Source organism: Thioclava sp. JM3 (assembly GCF_002213185.1).
Classification (GTDB): Bacteria; Pseudomonadota; Alphaproteobacteria; order Rhodobacterales; family Rhodobacteraceae; genus Thioclava; species Thioclava nitratireducens.
The window spans coordinates 390,266-407,303 of sequence record NZ_NBOB01000002.1 but is presented as its reverse complement, the minus strand read 5'-3'; the positions used below and the strand labels follow the sequence as shown (position 1 = coordinate 407,303).

Annotated in this window: 17 protein-coding genes; 12 read left to right on the top strand and 5 right to left on the bottom strand. The window is 65.0% G+C overall.

The features are described from left to right. Positions 1 to 18: 18 nt before the first annotated feature. The 6 genes from rpiA (at position 19) to B6V73_RS05315 (ending at position 6,319) form a co-directional block, all read left to right on the top strand. On the top strand, positions 19 to 804 hold the full coding sequence (gene rpiA, locus B6V73_RS05340) for a ribose-5-phosphate isomerase RpiA (RefSeq protein WP_075776105.1): 786 nt from the start codon (positions 19 to 21) through the stop codon (positions 802 to 804). A 139-nt stretch (positions 805 to 943) separates the two neighbouring features. After that, positions 944 to 2,296, top strand: coding sequence for a glutathione-disulfide reductase (gene gor / locus B6V73_RS05335; protein ID WP_088719033.1), 1,353 nt, complete (start codon positions 944 to 946; stop codon positions 2,294 to 2,296). Positions 2,297 to 2,351: 55 nt separating this feature from the next. Then, positions 2,352 to 3,548, top strand: a complete 1,197-nt coding sequence (hflK, locus tag B6V73_RS05330) for an FtsH protease activity modulator HflK (RefSeq protein WP_075776107.1) — start codon at positions 2,352 to 2,354, stop codon at positions 3,546 to 3,548. Further along, on the top strand, positions 3,545 to 4,480 hold the full coding sequence (locus B6V73_RS05325; protein ID WP_168174870.1) for a protease modulator HflC: 936 nt from the start codon (positions 3,545 to 3,547) through the stop codon (positions 4,478 to 4,480). The genes hflK and B6V73_RS05325 overlap by 4 nt, the downstream gene beginning before the upstream one ends. After that, a complete protein-coding gene (locus B6V73_RS05320; protein ID WP_075776108.1) occupies positions 4,480 to 4,671 on the top strand; it encodes a DUF2065 family protein in 192 nt (63 codons plus the stop codon). Before B6V73_RS05325 ends, B6V73_RS05320 begins: the two co-directional genes overlap by 1 nt. Before the next feature lie 175 nt (positions 4,672 to 4,846). Continuing rightward, a complete protein-coding gene (locus tag B6V73_RS05315; protein WP_077701157.1) occupies positions 4,847 to 6,319 on the top strand; it encodes a DegQ family serine endoprotease in 1,473 nt (490 codons plus the stop codon). A 48-nt stretch (positions 6,320 to 6,367) separates the two neighbouring features. On the opposite strand, the gene B6V73_RS05310 is transcribed toward B6V73_RS05315, so the two are convergent. Both B6V73_RS05310 and B6V73_RS05305 read right to left on the bottom strand, forming a co-directional pair. Further along, the gene (locus B6V73_RS05310; protein WP_088724701.1) at positions 6,368 to 7,603 is read right to left on the bottom strand and encodes an MFS transporter; all 1,236 of its coding nucleotides are present in this window, start codon (positions 7,601 to 7,603) and stop codon (positions 6,368 to 6,370) included. Positions 7,604 to 7,712: 109 nt separating this feature from the next. Continuing rightward, a complete protein-coding gene (locus tag B6V73_RS05305) occupies positions 7,713 to 8,276 on the bottom strand; it encodes a peptidoglycan-binding domain-containing protein (RefSeq protein ID WP_077701156.1) in 564 nt (187 codons plus the stop codon). A gap of 166 nt (positions 8,277 to 8,442) precedes the next feature. Between B6V73_RS05305 and B6V73_RS05300 the strand changes: the two genes are divergently transcribed. The 4 genes from B6V73_RS05300 to purU all read left to right on the top strand — a co-directional run bounded on the left by B6V73_RS05300 (position 8,443) and on the right by purU (position 11,633). Beyond that, the gene (locus B6V73_RS05300; RefSeq protein WP_075776110.1) at positions 8,443 to 8,766 is read left to right on the top strand and encodes a 2Fe-2S iron-sulfur cluster-binding protein; all 324 of its coding nucleotides are present in this window, start codon (positions 8,443 to 8,445) and stop codon (positions 8,764 to 8,766) included. Continuing rightward, positions 8,766 to 9,527, top strand: a complete 762-nt coding sequence (locus tag B6V73_RS05295; RefSeq protein ID WP_088724700.1) for a VCBS repeat-containing protein — start codon at positions 8,766 to 8,768, stop codon at positions 9,525 to 9,527. The genes B6V73_RS05300 and B6V73_RS05295 overlap by 1 nt, the downstream gene beginning before the upstream one ends. A 114-nt stretch (positions 9,528 to 9,641) precedes the next feature. Then, positions 9,642 to 10,592 carry a cation diffusion facilitator family transporter gene (locus B6V73_RS05290; protein WP_088724699.1) on the top strand — a complete coding sequence of 317 codons (951 nt, stop codon included), beginning with the start codon at positions 9,642 to 9,644 and terminating at the stop codon, positions 10,590 to 10,592. A gap of 144 nt (positions 10,593 to 10,736) precedes the next feature. Continuing rightward, positions 10,737 to 11,633, top strand: a complete 897-nt coding sequence (gene purU / locus B6V73_RS05285; RefSeq protein WP_075776113.1) for a formyltetrahydrofolate deformylase — start codon at positions 10,737 to 10,739, stop codon at positions 11,631 to 11,633. Here purU and B6V73_RS05280 read toward each other — a convergent pair whose 3' ends face one another. Both B6V73_RS05280 and mgtE read right to left on the bottom strand, forming a co-directional pair. Next, the gene (locus B6V73_RS05280) at positions 11,634 to 12,170 is read right to left on the bottom strand and encodes a 5-formyltetrahydrofolate cyclo-ligase (RefSeq protein ID WP_088724698.1); all 537 of its coding nucleotides are present in this window, start codon (positions 12,168 to 12,170) and stop codon (positions 11,634 to 11,636) included. Next, a complete protein-coding gene (mgtE, locus tag B6V73_RS05275) occupies positions 12,167 to 13,552 on the bottom strand; it encodes a magnesium transporter (RefSeq protein WP_075776115.1) in 1,386 nt (461 codons plus the stop codon). Before mgtE ends, B6V73_RS05280 begins: the two co-directional genes overlap by 4 nt. 145 nt (positions 13,553 to 13,697) lie before the next feature. Here mgtE and guaD point away from each other — a divergent pair, with 145 nt between their 5' ends. Both guaD and B6V73_RS05265 read left to right on the top strand, forming a co-directional pair. After that, positions 13,698 to 14,981, top strand: coding sequence for a guanine deaminase (gene guaD / locus B6V73_RS05270; protein WP_088724697.1), 1,284 nt, complete (start codon positions 13,698 to 13,700; stop codon positions 14,979 to 14,981). Next, entirely contained in the window at positions 14,978 to 15,709 is a 732-nt protein-coding gene (locus B6V73_RS05265) for a hypothetical protein (RefSeq protein WP_088724696.1), read from the top strand. Before guaD ends, B6V73_RS05265 begins: the two co-directional genes overlap by 4 nt. Here B6V73_RS05265 and B6V73_RS05260 read toward each other — a convergent pair. Next, complete coding sequence (locus B6V73_RS05260; protein ID WP_088724695.1) at positions 15,699 to 17,036, bottom strand: 8-oxoguanine deaminase; 1,338 nt, start codon at positions 17,034 to 17,036, stop codon at positions 15,699 to 15,701. The genes B6V73_RS05265 and B6V73_RS05260 overlap by 11 nt on opposite strands. Between the last annotated feature and the right edge of the window lie 2 nt (positions 17,037 to 17,038).

The following is a 17,038-nucleotide window of genomic DNA, read 5'->3' as shown; positions in this document are numbered from 1 at the left end:
CCATGAATGGAGTGCCAAATGGCTGCCGACCTCTCCCCGATCGACAAGGCGAAATTCGCCGCCGCCCGCCGTGCCGTTGACTTCGTCGAAGACGGGATGCGCGTGGGCCTCGGCACCGGCTCGACCGCCGCTTGGATGGTGCGCTGCCTTGGCGAGCGTATTCGCGATGAAGGCCTGCAACTGATCGGGGTTCCGACCTCGACCCGCACCGCCGATCTCGCGCGTCAGGTCGGCATCAAGGTCGTGGCCCTCGACGAGGCGAAATGGCTTGATATAACGATCGACGGGGCGGACGAATTCGACCCCGACCTGAACCTCGTGAAGGGCGGCGGCGGCGCGCTGCTGCAGGAAAAGATCGTCGCCACCGCGTCGGACCAGATGATCGTCATCACCGACGCCTCCAAGGAAGTGAACCATCTGGGCGCCTTCCCCCTGCCCGTCGAGGTCGTCCCCTTCGGCTGGCAGGTCACCCGCGCGCTGATCGAGGAACTGCTGGACTCGATGGATGTAATGGGCCGCCAGACTTCACTGCGCCTGAACGGTCAGCAGCCCTTCGTGACCGACGAGGGCAATTATATCGTCGATCTGCACCTCAACCGCATTGGCAACCCGCGTCAGCTGGCGCTGGTGCTGAACCAGATTCCCGGCGTCGTCGAGAACGGCCTCTTCATCGACATCTGCGACAAGGTCATCATCGGCGGCACCGACGGCAAGGTCGAGATCCGCGACATCAATGAGGGCACGGTCGCCAACGAGACCATCGAGTTCGCCGAGGACGAGAATATCTTCCGCGACATGGATTGATCCGCGCGGCGCGCGCCCGGGGATGCAAAGCTGCGCCGCATCCCCGTTCCGCGCGCCTCACCCTCCCTCCCCCGCCTTGCTCCTGAGCGCATGGACCGCTAAGCCAATGCGCAAGGACCACAAGGAAGGAAGGCCTCCCATGAGCTTCGACTATGATCTCTTCGTCATCGGCGGCGGCTCGGGCGGGGTGCGAGCGGCCCGGATTTCCGCCGGTCACGGTGCGCGCGTCGCGCTGGCCGAGGAATACCGAATGGGCGGCACCTGCGTCATTCGCGGCTGCGTCCCGAAGAAACTGATGGTCTTCGCCTCCACCGCGCCGGCGGCCATCGAGGAGGCGCGCGCCTATGGCTGGAGCGCCGATGCAGGTCAATTCGACTGGCCCGGGTTCCGCGGCAAGCTGGATGCGGAGCTCGACCGGCTCGAAGCGATCTACCGCCGGGGACAGGAAAACGCGGGCGTGAAGGTCTTCGACCAGCGCGCGACGGTTTCGGGTCCGCATGAGGTCACGCTGGCCGATGGCACGAAGATCACCACCAAGCACATTCTCGTCGCGGTCGGCGGACGGCCCTTCGTACCCGAGTTCCCGGGCTGCGACCTGGTGATGACTTCGAACGACATCTTCAAGCTCGACACCTTGCCTGAGCGCATCCTGATCGTCGGCGGCGGTTATATCGCCTGCGAATTCGCCTGCATCCTCAACGGATTGGGCGTGCAGGTCACGCAATACAACCGCTCGCCGCTGCTGCGCGGCTTCGACGGCGAGGCACGCGACCTGATCGTCGACCAGATGCAGGCGAGCGGCATCGAAATTCACACCCATGTCGTCATAACCGAGATCGAGAAGACCGAGAACTGCCTGAAAGTGACCTGCGGCGACGGGCGCGAGGACGAGTTCGACGCGGTGCTCTACGCGACGGGTCGCACGCCGAACACCGAGGGGCTCGGCCTCGAAGCAGCAGGCGTGGAACTGGGCGAGCGCGGCGAGGTCATGGTCGACCAATGGTCGCAGACCAACGTGCCCTCGATCTTCGCCGTGGGCGATGTGACCGACCGCATCAACCTGACCCCGGTCGCGATCCGCGAGGGCCACGCTTTCGCCGATACCGTCTTCGGCGCGAACGCCCGGCCCTCGGACCACGAACTGGTCGCCTCCGCCGTCTTCACCCAGCCCGAATTCGGCACCGTCGGCATCACCGAGGAAGAGGCTGAGGAGCGCGGCAATGCCGAGGTCTACGTCTCCAGTTTCCGGCCGATGCGCTCGAGCTTTGCGGGCTCCGACGCGCGTGTGTTGATGAAACTGATCGTGTGTCGCGAAACGCGCCGCGTGCTGGGTTGCCATATCGTCGCGCCCGAAGCGGGCGAATTGATCCAGATGGTCGGCATCGCCGTCAAGATGGGTGCGACCAAGGAACAGTTCGACGCGACCTGCGCGGTCCACCCGACGATGGGCGAAGAGCTCGTGACCATGCGGAACCCGGTAAGACATTATTGAAATCACGGAAAAGATACCCAACTGTCCGAGAAGATAACGGAAAGGTGAGGAGCATATGAGCAACGGAGGCCCCTGGGGCGGCGGAGGCGGTGGCGGCGACGACCGCGATGACGACCGCGAAGACAAACGCCCCGGTCAGCGACGTCCCGGTGAGGGCGGCCAGATCCCCGAAATCGAGGAATTCATGCGCAAGGGCTCCGAGCAGCTCCGCGTGCTGATGGGCGGCAAGGGCGGCGGCAATCGCCCCAACCGTCCCAATGGCGGCGGAGGCGGCAAGCCCCCCTTCCCGACCAAGATCGCCGTGATCATAGGCCTCGTGGCCGTGGTGGCGATCTGGCTCGGCTCCTCGCTCTACAAGGTAAACCCTGAAGAACGCTCGGTGGAGCTCATGTTCGGGCGCTACCACGCGACCAAGGGCCCCGGCCTGAATCTCGCGCCGTGGCCCTTCCTCACCTACACCAAGGTTCCGGTGACCCGCGAACAGACCGTCGATATCGGCTCCGGCCGTGCCGGCACGAACGATACCGGCCTCATGCTGACCGGCGACCAGAACATCGTCGATCTGGAGTTCCAGGTGGTCTGGAACATCAGCGATCCGGCGAAATACCTGTTCAACCTCGGCGATCCGCAGGACACGATCCGCGCGGTCTCCGAATCCGCGATGCGCGACATCATCGCGCGCTCGAACCTCGCGCCGATCCTGTCGACCGCGCGTGGCGAGATCGCGGCCGATCTGCGCACGGCGGTGCAAAAGACGCTCGACAGCTACGATGCGGGCATCAACATCGTCCGCGTGAACTTCAACCGCGCCGATCCGCCGCGCGAGGTGATCGACAGCTTCCGCGAAGTGCAGGCCGCGCAGCAGGAGCGGGACCGTCTCGAGAAAGAGGCCGACGCCTATGCCAACAAGGTGACGGCAGGTGCCCGTGGTGAGGCCGCTCAGGTCAAGGAAGAGGCCGAAGGCTACCGCGCGCAGATCGTGAACGCAGCCGAAGGTGACGCCGCGCGCTTCAATTCGATTCTGACGGAATACGAGAAAGCGCCCGAAGTGACCAAGCGCCGGATGTTCTACGAGACCATGGGCAAGCTGTTGCAAAATGTGGACAAGGTTGTCGTGGACACCAAGGATGGCGCCGGTGGGGTCGTGCCCTACCTGCCGCTCGACCAGTTGCGCAAGAACTCCAGCTCGACGTCGAACAGCTCGGCGCCCAGCACCACCAAATCGACCGCCAACAATGGAGGAAGCAACTGATGCGCGGACCTATCGCAATTGCCGTTATCGTTGTTCTGATCTTCCTCGGGCTGAACTCGGTCTTCGTGGTGGACGAGCGTGAAAAAGCACTCGTGCTGCGCTTCGGTGAGGTGCAGCAGGTGAAGACGGAGCCGGGTCTCGGTTACAAGATCCCGATCGTGGATACGATCGTCAAATATGACGACCGCATCCTGAGCCTCACCACGCAACCGCTCGAAGTCACACCCGAGGACGACCGCCGTCTCGTGGTCGACGCCTTCGCGCGCTGGCGCATTGTCGATGCGGTGAAATTCCGCGAAGCCGTGGGCGGGGGCGGCGAGCAGATCGCCAAGAGCCGCATCGATGGCATCCTGAACAACGCGATCCGTGAAGTTCTGGGCTCGGTCCCCTCGACGGCGGTGCTGTCGGACGACCGGACGCCGCTGATGAACCGGATCCGCGATCTGGCACGGCGCGAGGCGCTCTCGCTGGGCGTCGACGTGATCGACGTGCGTCTGACCCGCACCGACCTGCCCGAGCAGAACCTGGCCTCCACCTATGGCCGGATGCGGGCAGAGCGTGAGCGCGAGGCCGCAGACGAGCGCGCCCGCGGCGCCGAGGCCGCACAGCGCATCCGCGCAACCGCCGACCGTACTGCGGTCGAGGTCACGTCCGAGGCCAAGAAGCAGGCCGAGATCGTGCGCGGCGAAGCCGACGCGCAGGCCAACAAGGTCTATGCGGATGCGTATGGCAAGGATCGCCAGTTCTTCGCATTCGTCCGCGCGCTGCAATTCTACGCGCAGTCGATGAAGACGCAGACTTCGTCGCTGGTGACGCAGCCCGACAGCCTCTACTTCGATTACGGGCGCTTCCTGCGCTCGATCGGGGAGAACCCGGGGCCCGAAACCGGTGCAAGCCGGGGCAACGGATCTGCGAGCCAGGTCGGCCAGTGATGGCGATGCTTTTGACCGGTCTGGGACTGGTCCTTGTGATCGAGGGGCTGGCGCTTGCGCTGGCCCCTTCACGTATCGAGCAGGCGCTGGACGCGCTGCGCGCCATGTCGGCGGGGCAGCGGCGCACGCTTGGCCTTGCGACTCTGGCAGCGGGCGTGGCGATCCTCTGGGCGCTGCGCGTCTTCGGATAACCGCTCAGTTCCCCGCATCTTAGGCGCAAGAGAGCGCCCGCTTCGCCCCCCTGCGACGCAATTTCCTGTCGTGAATTTTGGCGAATAACTTCCCTTCGTCCCTCGCTGCTCCTACATTTCAACTCAAAGAGAGCATCGCGCCGGCCTCCGGACCGGCGAAGCAAGGGAGAGCTACATGAATTTCCTCACCGGACCCGGATCGACTCTGCGCGCCGGATTCAGCGCCGCGACGCTTGCCGTCGCGCTCGCCTTCGCACCGCTGGCCGCGCCGGCCTATGCCCGCGCCGCCCCCGAAAGCTTTGCAGAACTTGTCGATCAGGTGTCCAATTCGGTGGTAAACATCACCACCTCGACCACGGTGGCCGCACCGACCGGCAACATGCCGAATTTTCCGCCCGGCTCGCCCTTCGAGGATCTGTTCCGCGATTTCGGCCTGCCGAACCCGAACGGGCCAAATGGCCCGAACGGGCGGGGCGCACCGCGCCGCTCGAACGCGCTCGGCTCGGGCTTCGTGATCTCGGAAGACGGCTACATCGTCACCAACAACCACGTCATCGAAGATGCAGACGAGATCGAGATCGAGTTCTTTTCGGGCAAGCGGCTCGATGCGAAACTCGTAGGCACCGACCCGAAAACCGACATCGCTCTGCTGAAGGTCGAGAGCGACTCCCCCCTGCCCTTCGTGGCGTTCGGCGACAGCGACGCCGTGCGGGTGGGCGACTGGGTGATGGCGATGGGCAACCCGCTGGGCCAGGGCTTCTCCGCTTCGGCCGGGATCATCTCCGCACGCAACCGCGAGCTCTCGGGCAGCTATGACGACTACCTGCAGACCGATGCGGCGATCAACCGCGGCAACTCGGGCGGCCCGCTCTTCGACATGGAAGGTGAGGTCGTCGGCGTGAACACCGCGATCCTGTCGCCCAATGGCGGCTCGATCGGGATCGGCTTTTCGATGGCATCGAACGTGGTCCAGAAGGTTGTTGAACAGCTCAAGGAATACGGCGAGACGCGGCGCGGCTGGCTAGGCGTGAAGATTCAGGACGTCACCGCCGACATGGCCGAGGCGATGGGCCTGCCCAAGCCGGAAGGCGCGATGGTCTCGGAAGTGCCGGACGGCCCCGCCAAGGAAGCCGGTATCCAGTCGGGCGACGTGATCACCTCGTTTGATGGCGGCGAGGTCAAGAATACCCGCGATCTGGTGCGCCGCGTGGCCGATGCTCCGGTGGGCGAGAAAGTCCGCGTGACCGTGCTGCGCGATGGAGAGACCAAGACGCTTCTGGTGACGCTGGGCCGCCGTGAGGCTGCCGAGGGCGAGCAGCCCCCGAAAGCCGTTCAGGCCCCGCAGGAGGTCGAGAAGGACATGCTCGGCCTGACCGTGACGCCGCTCACCGATGACCTGCGCACCGAGATGGGCCTGACCAAAGAAGCGAACGGCCTCGTCATCAAGCAGATCGACGAGACTTCCTCGGCCTTCGAGAAGGGCCTGCGTGTCGGTGACCTGATCACCGAGGTCGGACAGAAACCTGTCTCCGCGGTCGGCGATTTCGAAGAGCGCGTGCAGGCAGCGAAAGAGGCCGGGCGCAAGTCGATCCTGCTCTTGATCCGCCGCGCCGGCGAGCCGCGTTTCGTGGCACTCCCCGTGGAGTGATCCGCACCGTTCAAGACGAATGAGAAGGCGCCCCGCTGGGCGCCTTTTTCATTGCGCTTCGCGCGCCTGCACCCGGCGGGCGGCAATGGTCAGGCTTCCGGCGGCGATCACGCACCACAGCGCCATGCCCAGCATCTGGGTCGGAAGCTCCACCCCCATATCGATCAGCACGCCGGTGATCCCGGGCCCCACTGCGGTCGAGAGCACCATCGAGGCCACGATGATCGCGCGGATGCCGCCCAGGTTTTTCACGCCGTAGACCTCGGGCCAGAGCGCGCCCATCAGCGTCCCTGTGAACCCGTTCGACATGCCCAGAAGGCCCATGAAGACATAGACGCCCCAGACCGGCGTCACGAGCGCGACCGTCAGCGAGGCCAGCGTCAGCGGCGCCAGAACAAATGGAAGCAGGCGCAGCGCGCCGAACCGGTCAATCAGCCCGCCGCAGACAAAGCCGAAGCCCACAGTGGCCGCCGACATCACCGGAAAGGCCGCGGCGAAGGCGAGCGGGGAGTAGTCGCGCAACTCCGTCAGGTAGCCCTGATGGAAGAAAATCACCGTACCGATGAAGGGCGGTGCGAGCAGCCCTGCCAGCAGCATGTAGAGGACCGGATCGCGGATCACCTCCGCGCGGGTCCAGTCGCGCGCTGTGCCCGATGCGCTCGATTGCACCTCGGTGGCGTTGGGCACCCGCTCGACCTGCATCAGGCGCATCAGGAGCGGCCATGCGATCATCACCAGCAGCGCCGCCGAGAGCCACCATGCGAGGTGCCAGTTGCCGCTCGCCTGCGCGACCAACACCACGAGAACCGGCAGCACCGCGGAGCCGAAGGGTTGGCCCGGAACGACCAGCGACATCGCCTTGCCGCGGCTCGCGACGAACCAGCGACCGATCTCGGTGAAAGCGATCTCGGTCATCATGCCCTGCCCGAAGAGCCGCAGCATGTAGATCGCGAGCGTCAGGAAGATCAGGTTCGGCGCGAGCGTGATGCCGACACAGGCCAGCGCGAGAAGCGGGATGGTGAAGCGCACCACCTTCCAGCCGGGCATCAGATCGAGCGTGCGCCCGAGGAAGGGCAACGTCGAGGCCGAGGCCAGCGTCGCCACCATGTAGAGCGCGCCGAAGGTGCCGCCCGACAGGCCGAATGTCGCCCGGATGTCATTGCCCGACAGGCCGATGAAGAAAGTCTGCCCGAAGGACGAGAACAGCGTCAGCAGGAAACCCGCGCCAAGCCAGCGGGCGTTGTCGCGCATGAAGCGCAGGTTACTGCCGAATAACTTTCGCATGGTGCCCCCTGATCCCTTGATCCCCGGTTAGAGACGGTTCCGCCGACCGGCACAACCCCGCCGCCTGCGCAGAGGGCTGTGCGGCGCCGCGATGGCGGCGTGAGAGGGCTCAGTCCGACCAGATATAGAGGCCGAGTTCCTGTGCTGCGCGCACCGAGAGCGTCGGGCTGTCGAGGCCGCGCGGCGCCTGATAGGCCGCGATCGCGCGGCCCGTCGCCGGGTCCAGCTTGCCGTCGGCGGGGCCGGAATAGAGCCCGCGCAGCGCCAGCGCACGCTGGGTCATCGCGACGAAAGCGGGCGTCAGATCCTCCGAGCAAACGGATTCGAAATAGCGCGGCTTGCCGCTATCGACGAGCTTCTGGCCGCTCAATTCGCGGTAAATCGCGGGCTGCGTGACCTTGCCGGTCTTCGGATCGCGCTGTTCGGGGATCACCTCTACCTGTCCAGTCACGGTCTCGACCTTGGCAGGGCCTTTGAGTTCGGTGAAGCAGCCCCGCGCATCATCAGCGGACGGACGGCTTTGCAGCACATGGGCGAGCGTCTTGGCGGGCGGGTCCTTCGGAGTAGCGTACGCCCCCTGCGTGCCGGGCTGACAGCCCGCCAGCCCCATCGCAACACCCAGCGCGACCAGCATCGCACGCGCCGTGCCGAAGTTTTCAGCGATCTGCCGCATTCTCGTCTCCGCCTGCCTCGGCGCGCAGAGTAGCCAATATCCACGCCGCGGCAATCCCTTGCCCGTGACCGCCCACCTCTGGCCAAATCGCCGAAAGCAGCTTAGATCACTTGCGACCGGCCCCGCCGGCATTCGCGTTTTGATCACGAACAAGAGGCCCCGAGCTATGGCGAAAATCACCTATGTCGAATTCAACGGCACCCGTCACGAGATCGACGTGAAGCCCGGCATGACCGTGATGGAAGGCGCGCGCGACAATGGCGTGCCCGGCATCGACGCCGATTGCGGTGGCGCCTGCGCCTGTTCCACCTGCCACGTCTATGTCGACAAGGACTGGATCGAGAAGCTGCCTCCGCGCGATCCGATGGAAGAAGACATGCTTGATTTCGCGTACGAACCCGATCCCGTCACCTCGCGCCTGACCTGCCAGATCAAGGTCACCGACGAACTCGACGGCTTGATCGTCAACCTTCCCGAAAAGCAGATCTGATGCGCCGCGCGGTGACCCTCGCCTTTGCGCTGGTCACCGCTGCCGCCCTGCCCGCGCGGGCCGAAATGTCGGTCGCCGCGCGGTTCACCGAGCCCACGGATCGCTACGGTCACCGCGCACTCGGCCCCGAGCATGAATTCGCGAATCTCCAGATCGACGTGACCCGCAAGGCAGGCGACGCCAAGGGGCTGTTCTCAGGCCACAGCACGCTGACCTACGACCTGCGCCTCGATCCCGATCTCGTCTATGAGGACACGGCACCACGCCTGAGCGATCTCGACGGCGACGGGATCGACGAGGTGATCGTGGTGCAATCGCATCTCCGGCTGGGTTCGCGGCTCCTCGTGCTCACGTTAAAATCCGGCAAACCGAAGTTCCTCGCCGCGACCGATTTCGTGGGAGAGCCGAACCATTGGCTCGCGCCCATCGGCGTCGCGGATTTCGATGGCAACGGACATCGCGACATCGCGCTGATCGACGCGCCGCATCGGCTGGGCGTCTTGCGGATTTTCGAATATCGCGACGGCGCGCTGCACCCGAGCTTCGCGGGCGGGAGATTCACCAATCACCACTTCGGCTCGGACACGATCATGGGCGGCCTGCGCGATTGCGGCGCCGGGCCGGAGATTATCGTCGCCAGTTTCGACTGGTCGGGTCTGCTGTCTCTCTCGGTCACGCCCAAGCAAACCGTGGCATGGAGACGCATCGCTGACGACACCTCGCCCGCGAGTTTCGCGAAGGCGATCGGCTGCGGCATCTGACCTCGCACGCGGGCGGTTCGGGAACCGGCCTGCCCGCACCGTGTTGATCCAGCACGACGACACCGGCGCGAGGTCGTTCCTCCCCGTCTCGCGCCCCGATCCAGGATTCCGTTCATGGCCGAAGCCCAAGCCTCCGAAGAAAAGCCGATTGCCGTCTATGGCGCGCTCGCAGCGAACCTTCTGATCGCCATCGCGAAATTCGTGGCCGCGGCGTTCACGGGCAGTTCGTCGATGCTGGCGGAGGCGTTCCACTCGGTGGTCGATACCGGCAATGAGGGGTTGCTGCTTCTGGGCCACAAGCGCAGCCGCAAGGAGCCGGACGAGAAACATCCGTTCGGCTATGGCAAAGAGTTGTATTTCTGGTCGCTCGTTGTCGCGATGCTGCTCTTCGCGATCGGCGGCGGGCTGTCTGTCTACGAGGGCATGGTCCATATCCAGCATCCAGAGCCGATCGAGAAGCCGATCTGGAACTACGGCGTCCTGCTCGTGGCGTTCTTTGCCGAGGGCACCTCCTGGGTGATCGCGATCCGCCAGCTCCTGAAGCAACGCAAACCGGGGGAAGGCTATTTCAAGGCGTTCCGCCGCTCCAAAGATCCGTCGATCTTCGTCGTCGTCGCCGAAGACAGTGCGGCGCTTCTGGGTATCCTCGCTGCAGCGCTTGGCGTCTATCTCTCGGTGACCTTCGAGAACCCGTTCTTCGACGGCGCAGCCTCGATCGTGATCGGGCTCATCCTGATCGTGGTCGCCATCATTCTGGTTTACGAGACTCGCGCGCTGATCATGGGCGAAGCCGCCGACCGCGACGTGCGCAAATCGATCCGGGAGATCGCGACCGGTTTCGACGAAGTCGCGGAGGTCAAACGGCTTCTGACAATGCATTTCGCCCCCGAGCAGGTGTTGGTGAATATCGAACTGAAAATGCAAAAAGGCCTGTCACCCGAGGCGATCTTCCACGCGGTCGAGGAGGTTCAAAAGAAAATCCACGAGGCCCATCCCGAGGTCTCCAGCGTTTTCCTTGAGATCGAATCCCTGCGCGGCACACAGCACGAAAACGCTGCAGCCTGACTCCGCGCGCCTCGCCCCCGACGCGATGCCGCTTTTCACCGCAACGCCGTCGCTTTCTCCCGCGCTCCTCCCCTGACACGGGGTGATTGTGTCCCCACCCCCGGCACGCTAGGAAACCGGGCGAAAGATCAAAAGGGATGCGACATGACCCAGACTGCCGACGCCTACGTTCTCACCGTTGCCTGCCCCTCCACGCGGGGGATCGTCGCGGGGATCGCGAATGTGTTGGCCGATCAGGGCTGCAACATCACCGACTCGCATCAATATGACGACCAGAAGACCGGTCAGTTCTTCATGCGCGTGAGCTTCGTCTCGGAGCAAGGCAAGGATGCCGACGCGATCCGCGCTGCATTCGAGCCGGTCGCCAAGGAGTTCGAGATGGACTGGGCCGTGCGCGACTCGCGCGAGAAGATGAAGGTTCTGGTGATGGTGTCGAATTTCGGCCATTGCCTGAACGATCTTCTCTATCGCTGGCGCATCGGCGCGCTGCCGATCGAGATCGTGGGCGTGGTGTCCAACCACATGACCTACCAGAAGGTCGTCGTGAACCATGACCTGCCTTTCCACCACATCAAGGTGACGAAGGAGAACAAGCCCGAGGCAGAGAAGCGCCTGCTCGACGTGGTCGATGAGTCGGGTGCGGAACTTATCGTTCTGGCGCGCTACATGCAGATTCTGTCGGATGCGCTGTGCCAGAAAATGTCCGGCCGGATCATCAACATCCACCACTCCTTCCTGCCGAGCTTCAAGGGCGCGAACCCCTACAAGCAGGCCTATGAGCGTGGCGTGAAGCTGATCGGTGCGACGTCGCATTACGTGACCGCCGATCTCGACGAAGGCCCGATCATCGAGCAGGACACCGTGCGCATTACCCATGCGCAGAGCCCGTCGGATTACGTCTCGCTGGGCCGCGACGTCGAGGCGCAGGTGCTGTCGCGCGCGATCCATGCCCATGTGCAGCACCGGGTGTTCCTGAACGACAACAAGACGGTTGTCTTCCCCGCCTCGCCCGGCGCCTACGCCTCCGAGCGGATGGGCTAATCAGAAATGTAGGATGCCCACCTCGGTCACGATCATGTCGAGCGGCTGATCCGTCGGCTCGGTGGGCACCTGCGGAACTTCCTGAGCGGCAAAGGCGAAACCGATCGCTGTGACGGGGCCGCGTGCGCGCAGCCCCTCCAGCGTGCGGTCGTAAAAGCCGCCACCATAGCCCAGCCGAAAGCCCTGCGCGTCGAAAGCCAGCAGCGGGACGATCAGCACCTCGGGCGTGATCTCCTCGCCTTCCGCCGGAACATGCGCCCCGAAAGCGCCCGCGATCATCTCGGTCTCGGGTGTCCAGCGGTGAAAGACCAGGGGCTGCGCCTGCTCCACCACAACCGGCAGACAGAGCGGCCCGCCATGGTCGATCATCGCAGGGCGCGGATCGGGCTCGGTCCGGATCGGCCAATAGCCCGCCAGCACCTTGCCCGCGAAAGGCTCCAGCGCCGCCGTCAGCGCGCGGGTCGCGGCCCCTTCATCGGCGGCATGGGCGGCTTTGCGCGCCGCGAAAGCGTCCTTGCGCGCGAGATCCTTGCTCATAGCAACACGACGGAGGCGAGGCCGAGGAAGGCGAAGAAGCCCACCACATCGGTCATTGTCGTGACGAACGTGCCCGAGGCCAGCGCCGGGTCCGCGCCAAGCTTCTCCAGCGCGAGCGGGATCAGGATGCCCGACAGCGCGGCGACAACGAGATTGATGACCATCGCCAAGCCGATCACAATGCCAAGCTGCGCGCCCGAGAACCAGAAGGCGGCAACTGCTCCCATCACCACCGCGAAGGCGAGACCGTTCAGCAGCCCGACGATGGTTTCGCGTCGCACGACGCGCCAGACGTTGCTGTCGGTCAGGTCGCGGGTCGCCAGCGCCCGCACCGCGACCGTCAGGGTCTGCGTGCCCGCATTGCCACCCATCGAAGCCACGATCGGCATCAAGACGGCCAGCGCCACAAGTTGCTGGATCGTGCCCTCGAAGATCGAGATCACCGCCGAGGCGAGGATCGCCGTCAGCAGGTTCACGAAAAGCCACGGCAGGCGCTGACGTACGGTTTCCAGAACGGTATCCGAGATCGCGGATTCGTCGCCCACACCGGCGAGGCGGAGGATGTCTTCCTCGTGTTCCTCGTCGAGAACGGACATCGCGTCGTCGATGGTAATCACGCCGACCAGCCTGTCATCCTCGTCCACGACCGGGGCCGAGATCAGGTGATACTGGTTGAACGCATAGGCCACGTCGCCCTCGTCCTGATAGGCCGAGATCTTGCGGAATTCCTCCTCGCAGATATCGGTCAGCTTCGAGGCACGCGGGGCCGACAGGATTCGTCCCAAGGTGACATTTCCGATCGGGTGGTGCCCCGGATCGACAAGGGTCACGTGATAGAACTGGTCGGGCAGCCATTTCGCTTTCCGCAGGAAGTCGATCGTCTCGCCCACTGTCCAATGCTCGGGCGCGGTCACGACCTCGCGCTGCATCAAACGACCGGCGGAATATTCGGGATAGCCCAGCGATTTCTCGACCGCGGCCCGGTCGGTCTCGTCGAGAGCGCCGAGGATCGCTTCCTGCTGCGGCTCTTCAAGGTCCTCGATCAGGTCGACGACGTCATCGGAGTCGAGCTCGCGCACCGCGTCGGCCAGGACTTCCGGCGGCAGGCTTGCGAGAACTTCCTCGCGAATGCCCTCGTCGATCTCCGTCAGGATCTCGCCGTCGATCTGGCGGCCCCAGAGCCGCAGGATTTCGCGCCGCTCGTGGCCGGAGACCTGTTCGATAAGGTCGGCGATGTCGGCGGCGTGCAGCGGCTCGAGAAGCTCGCTCAACCGCTCCGCATCTTCCTGCTCGACGGCATCGAGAATTTCCTCGACCAGCTCCCCGCTCAGCCGATAATCCTCTTCCTCGCGCTCTGTCTCTTCGGCAAGTGCTTCGGCCATATCGCCCCCGTTCGGATCGCGCGTGAAACATAGCTGTTTTCTCGCAGATGGACAGGGGGCGGAGCCGAAAAAGAAGCGCCGCCACGGCAGAGATTTACCTTCGCCCCGCCCCGCCCTAGCATGACGCGTCGGACAGGAGAGAATGATGGCTGAACTGCATCTTGGGCAGGTTCTGGAATATCGCGGCGACGCGCTCGTCGAAGGGCCCGAAGTGGTTGCACATCGCCGGCGCGGTGGCGTGCTGGTCGAGGGCGGCCTTATCGCCGCCGTAGGCGAGGCCGACGACCTGCGCGAGGATCATCCGCAGGCCGAGATCACCGATCACGGCGATCATCTGCTGTCGCCCGGCTTCGTCGACGCCCATGTGCATTATCCGCAGACCGCGATCGTCGCGAGCTGGGGCAAGCGCCTGATCGACTGGCTCAACACCTACACCTTCCCCGAGGAGATTTCCTTCGCCGATCCCGCCCATGCCGAAGAGATCGCGACACGCTATCTCGATCTGGCGCTGATGAACGGCACCACCTCGATGTGCAGCTATTGCACGATCCATCCCGTCAGCGTCGAAGCCTTCTTCGCAGCCGCGAAGGCGCGCGGGATGCGGGCGGCGGCGGGCAAGACCTGCATGGACCGCAACGCGCCGGAGGCTTTGCGCGACACGCCGCAATCGGCCTATGACGACAGCCGAGTCCTCTTGCAGAAATGGCATGGCGTGGACCGGCTGAGCTATGTCATCACGCCGCGCTTCTCGCCCACCTCGTCGGCCGATCAGCTGGCCGCGCTGGGGGCGCTCTGGGCGGAACATCCCGATTGCCTGATGCAAACCCATCTGAGCGAGCAGGTGGACGAGATCGCATGGGTCCGCGAGCTATATCCCACCGCGCGCGATTACCTCGACACCTACGAGACCTATGATCTACTGGGCGAGAACGCGCTTTATGGCCACGCGATCCATCTGGAGCCGCGCGAAGCCGACCGGATCAAGGAGGTCGGCGCGGCGCTGATCCATTGCCCGACCTCTAACACCTTCATCGGCTCGGGGCTGTTCGACTGGCCGACACGTCTTGCCGAGGGGCAGCGGATCGGGCTGGCCACCGATACCGGCGGCGGGTCGAGCTTCTCGATGCTGCGCACCATGGCCGCAGCTTACGAGATCGGCCAGCTGACGTATCAGCCGCTGCACCCCGCGCAGCTTTGGTGGCTGGCGACGCAAGGCTCGGCCAAGTCGATGCGGATGAGCGACAAGATCGGCGCGCTGGCGCCGGGAATGGAGGCGGATTTCATCGCGGTCGACCTCGCCTCGACGCCTGCCATCTCGCAGCGTGCCGACCGTGCGAACGACGTCTGGGAGGCGATCTTCCCGACGATCATGATGGGCGACGACCGCGCCATCGCGGGAACTTGGGTCGCAGGCAAGCGGCTGCATTGACCGATCCTGCCTTCGAGAGGATCTACGCCCGCGCGCCTTTCACGGTCGATTTTCTTGACGGTGGCGGCGACGATCTGGTCATCTCTTTCGCCTCGATCGGACACGATCCCAGCCGCCCGCCCGCATCGGAATTCGTCGCCACCGCCACGGGGCGCGGCACGCTGGGCTTCCCACGCCGGGCGCTGTTCATCAGCGACGACAGCCGAAGCTGGACGAACGATCCTGGCTTCGCCCCAGCCCTGCGTGCAGCCTTGGCAGAGGTGCGGCGCCGCCGCCCCGTGACCCGGATCGCTGCCATTGGGCTGTCGATGGGCGCGGTCTCGGCGCTGGTCGCAGCGGAGGTGCTCCCGGTTGACGTGGTGCTGGCCTTGTCTCCGCAATTCTCGGTAAAACCGGGCGTCGTGCCGGGGGAGGCTCGATGGAGCGAGTGGACCTCTCAGATTGAACATTTCGCCCGCGAGACGACTCCGCTTCCGCCCGCGACCTGCTGGGCGATCCTGTGTCACGGCGCGCAGGACGATCTGGCGCAGGCTATGCCCTTCCCGCACCCATCAAATGTCGATCACCTGATCTTCCCCGATCTCGGCCATTCCGACCTCGCACCGCATCTGAAGGCGCGCGGAGGCCTCTCGGGGTTGATGGAGTCTGCCCTTGCAGGCGACCGTCGCCGCCTGCTGCGGATCGCCAGCGCCGCCGGGGCCGTGCGGCGCGAGAAATTCAGCCCATAAGCGCTGATGCGAGGCGGTTCTGCGTCTCGATCACGCGCGGCAGGTCGATCGTCACAACCTGCCCGTCGCGCACCACCTGACGGCCCTCGACGAAGAGGTGTTTCACCTTGGGCGGCCCGCAGAGTACCAGTGCCGCGACCGGATCCCACGCGCCTGCCGCCGCCAGCCCCGAGACATCCCAGATTGCCACATCTGCCCGCTTGCCCGGCGCGAGGACCCCGCAATCGGGGCGGCCCAGAACCTGCGCGCCACCTAGCGTCGCGATCTCCAGCGCCTCGCGCGCGGCCATCGCGTCGGCGCCGTTTTGCACCCGCTGCAGCAGCATCGCCATGCGCGCCTCGCCGATGAGGCTCCCTGCATCGTTCGAGGCCGAGCCATCGACGCCAAGCGCCACCTTAACCCCCGCATCGCGCATCTGGCGCACCGGCGCGATGCCCGAGCCCAGACGGCAATTCGAGCACGGACAATGCGCAATGCCGGTCTGCGTGCGCGCGAACAGGTCGATCTCGCCCGCATCCAGCTTCACGCAATGCGCGTGCCAGACATCCTCGCCGGTCCAACCGAGATCTTCGGCATATTGCCCCGGCCGGCAGCCAAACTGCTCCAAGCTGTAGGAAATATCCTCGTCATTCTCGGCAAGATGGGTGTGCAGCATAACGCCCTTGTCGCGCGCGAGCAGCGCCGCGTCGCGCATCAGCTCGCGCGAGACGGAAAACGGCGAACAGGGCGCGATCCCCACCCGGCACATCGAACCTTCGTTGGGATCGTGGAACGCGTCGACGACCCGGATGCAGTCGTTCAGGATCGCTTCTTCGCGCTCAACCAGGCTATCGGGTGGCAGGCCGCCGTCGCTCTCGCCGATGCTCATCGCGCCGCGCGTGGGATGGAAGCGCAACCCCAGTTCCGCCGCCGCGTGGATCGTGTCCTCCAGCCGCGCGCCATTCGGATACATGTAGAGGTGATCGGAACTGGTGGTGCAGCCGGTCAGCGCCAGTTCCGCCAGTCCGACCTGCGCCGAGACGCGGAGCTCCTCGGGACCCATCTTCGCCCAGATCGGGTAGAGCGTCTGCAGCCAGCCAAAGAGCAGCGCATCCTGCCCGCCCGGCACCGCACGGGTCAGCGTCTGATAGAGGTGATGATGGGTGTTCACGAGCCCCGGCGTGACGACGCAGCCCTTGGCCTCGACCACCTCGCCCATGCTTTCCAGCCCCGGCCCGACAGCTGCAATCTGGCCGTCGCGCAGCAGCAGATCCGAGCCCTTCAACTCGCGCCGGGCGCCGTCCATCGTGACGACCACCTCGGCGCTCCGGATCAAGATCTCGCCCATCG

Bases quoted from the DNA above. Each gene is read 5' to 3' on its own strand.
- rpiA (WP_075776105.1), top strand. From the start codon at position 19: ATGGCTGCCGACCTCTCCCCGATCGACAAGGCGAAATTCGCCGCCGCC.
- gor (WP_088719033.1), top strand. From the start codon at position 944: ATGAGCTTCGACTATGATCTCTTCGTCATCGGCGGCGGCTCGGGCGGG.
- hflK (WP_075776107.1), top strand. From the start codon at position 2,352: ATGAGCAACGGAGGCCCCTGGGGCGGCGGAGGCGGTGGCGGCGACGAC.
- B6V73_RS05320 (WP_075776108.1), top strand. From the start codon at position 4,480: ATGGCGATGCTTTTGACCGGTCTGGGACTGGTCCTTGTGATCGAGGGG.
- B6V73_RS05315 (WP_077701157.1), top strand. From the start codon at position 4,847: ATGAATTTCCTCACCGGACCCGGATCGACTCTGCGCGCCGGATTCAGC.
- B6V73_RS05310 (WP_088724701.1), bottom strand. From the start codon at position 7,603: ATGCGAAAGTTATTCGGCAGTAACCTGCGCTTCATGCGCGACAACGCC.
- B6V73_RS05305 (WP_077701156.1), bottom strand. From the start codon at position 8,276: ATGCGGCAGATCGCTGAAAACTTCGGCACGGCGCGTGCGATGCTGGTC.
- B6V73_RS05300 (WP_075776110.1), top strand. From the start codon at position 8,443: ATGGCGAAAATCACCTATGTCGAATTCAACGGCACCCGTCACGAGATC.
- B6V73_RS05295 (WP_088724700.1), top strand. From the start codon at position 8,766: ATGCGCCGCGCGGTGACCCTCGCCTTTGCGCTGGTCACCGCTGCCGCC.
- B6V73_RS05290 (WP_088724699.1), top strand. From the start codon at position 9,642: ATGGCCGAAGCCCAAGCCTCCGAAGAAAAGCCGATTGCCGTCTATGGC.
- purU (WP_075776113.1), top strand. From the start codon at position 10,737: ATGACCCAGACTGCCGACGCCTACGTTCTCACCGTTGCCTGCCCCTCC.
- B6V73_RS05280 (WP_088724698.1), bottom strand. From the start codon at position 12,170: ATGAGCAAGGATCTCGCGCGCAAGGACGCTTTCGCGGCGCGCAAAGCC.
- mgtE (WP_075776115.1), bottom strand. From the start codon at position 13,552: ATGGCCGAAGCACTTGCCGAAGAGACAGAGCGCGAGGAAGAGGATTAT.
- guaD (WP_088724697.1), top strand. From the start codon at position 13,698: ATGGCTGAACTGCATCTTGGGCAGGTTCTGGAATATCGCGGCGACGCG.
- B6V73_RS05260 (WP_088724695.1), bottom strand. From the start codon at position 17,036: ATGGGCGAGATCTTGATCCGGAGCGCCGAGGTGGTCGTCACGATGGAC.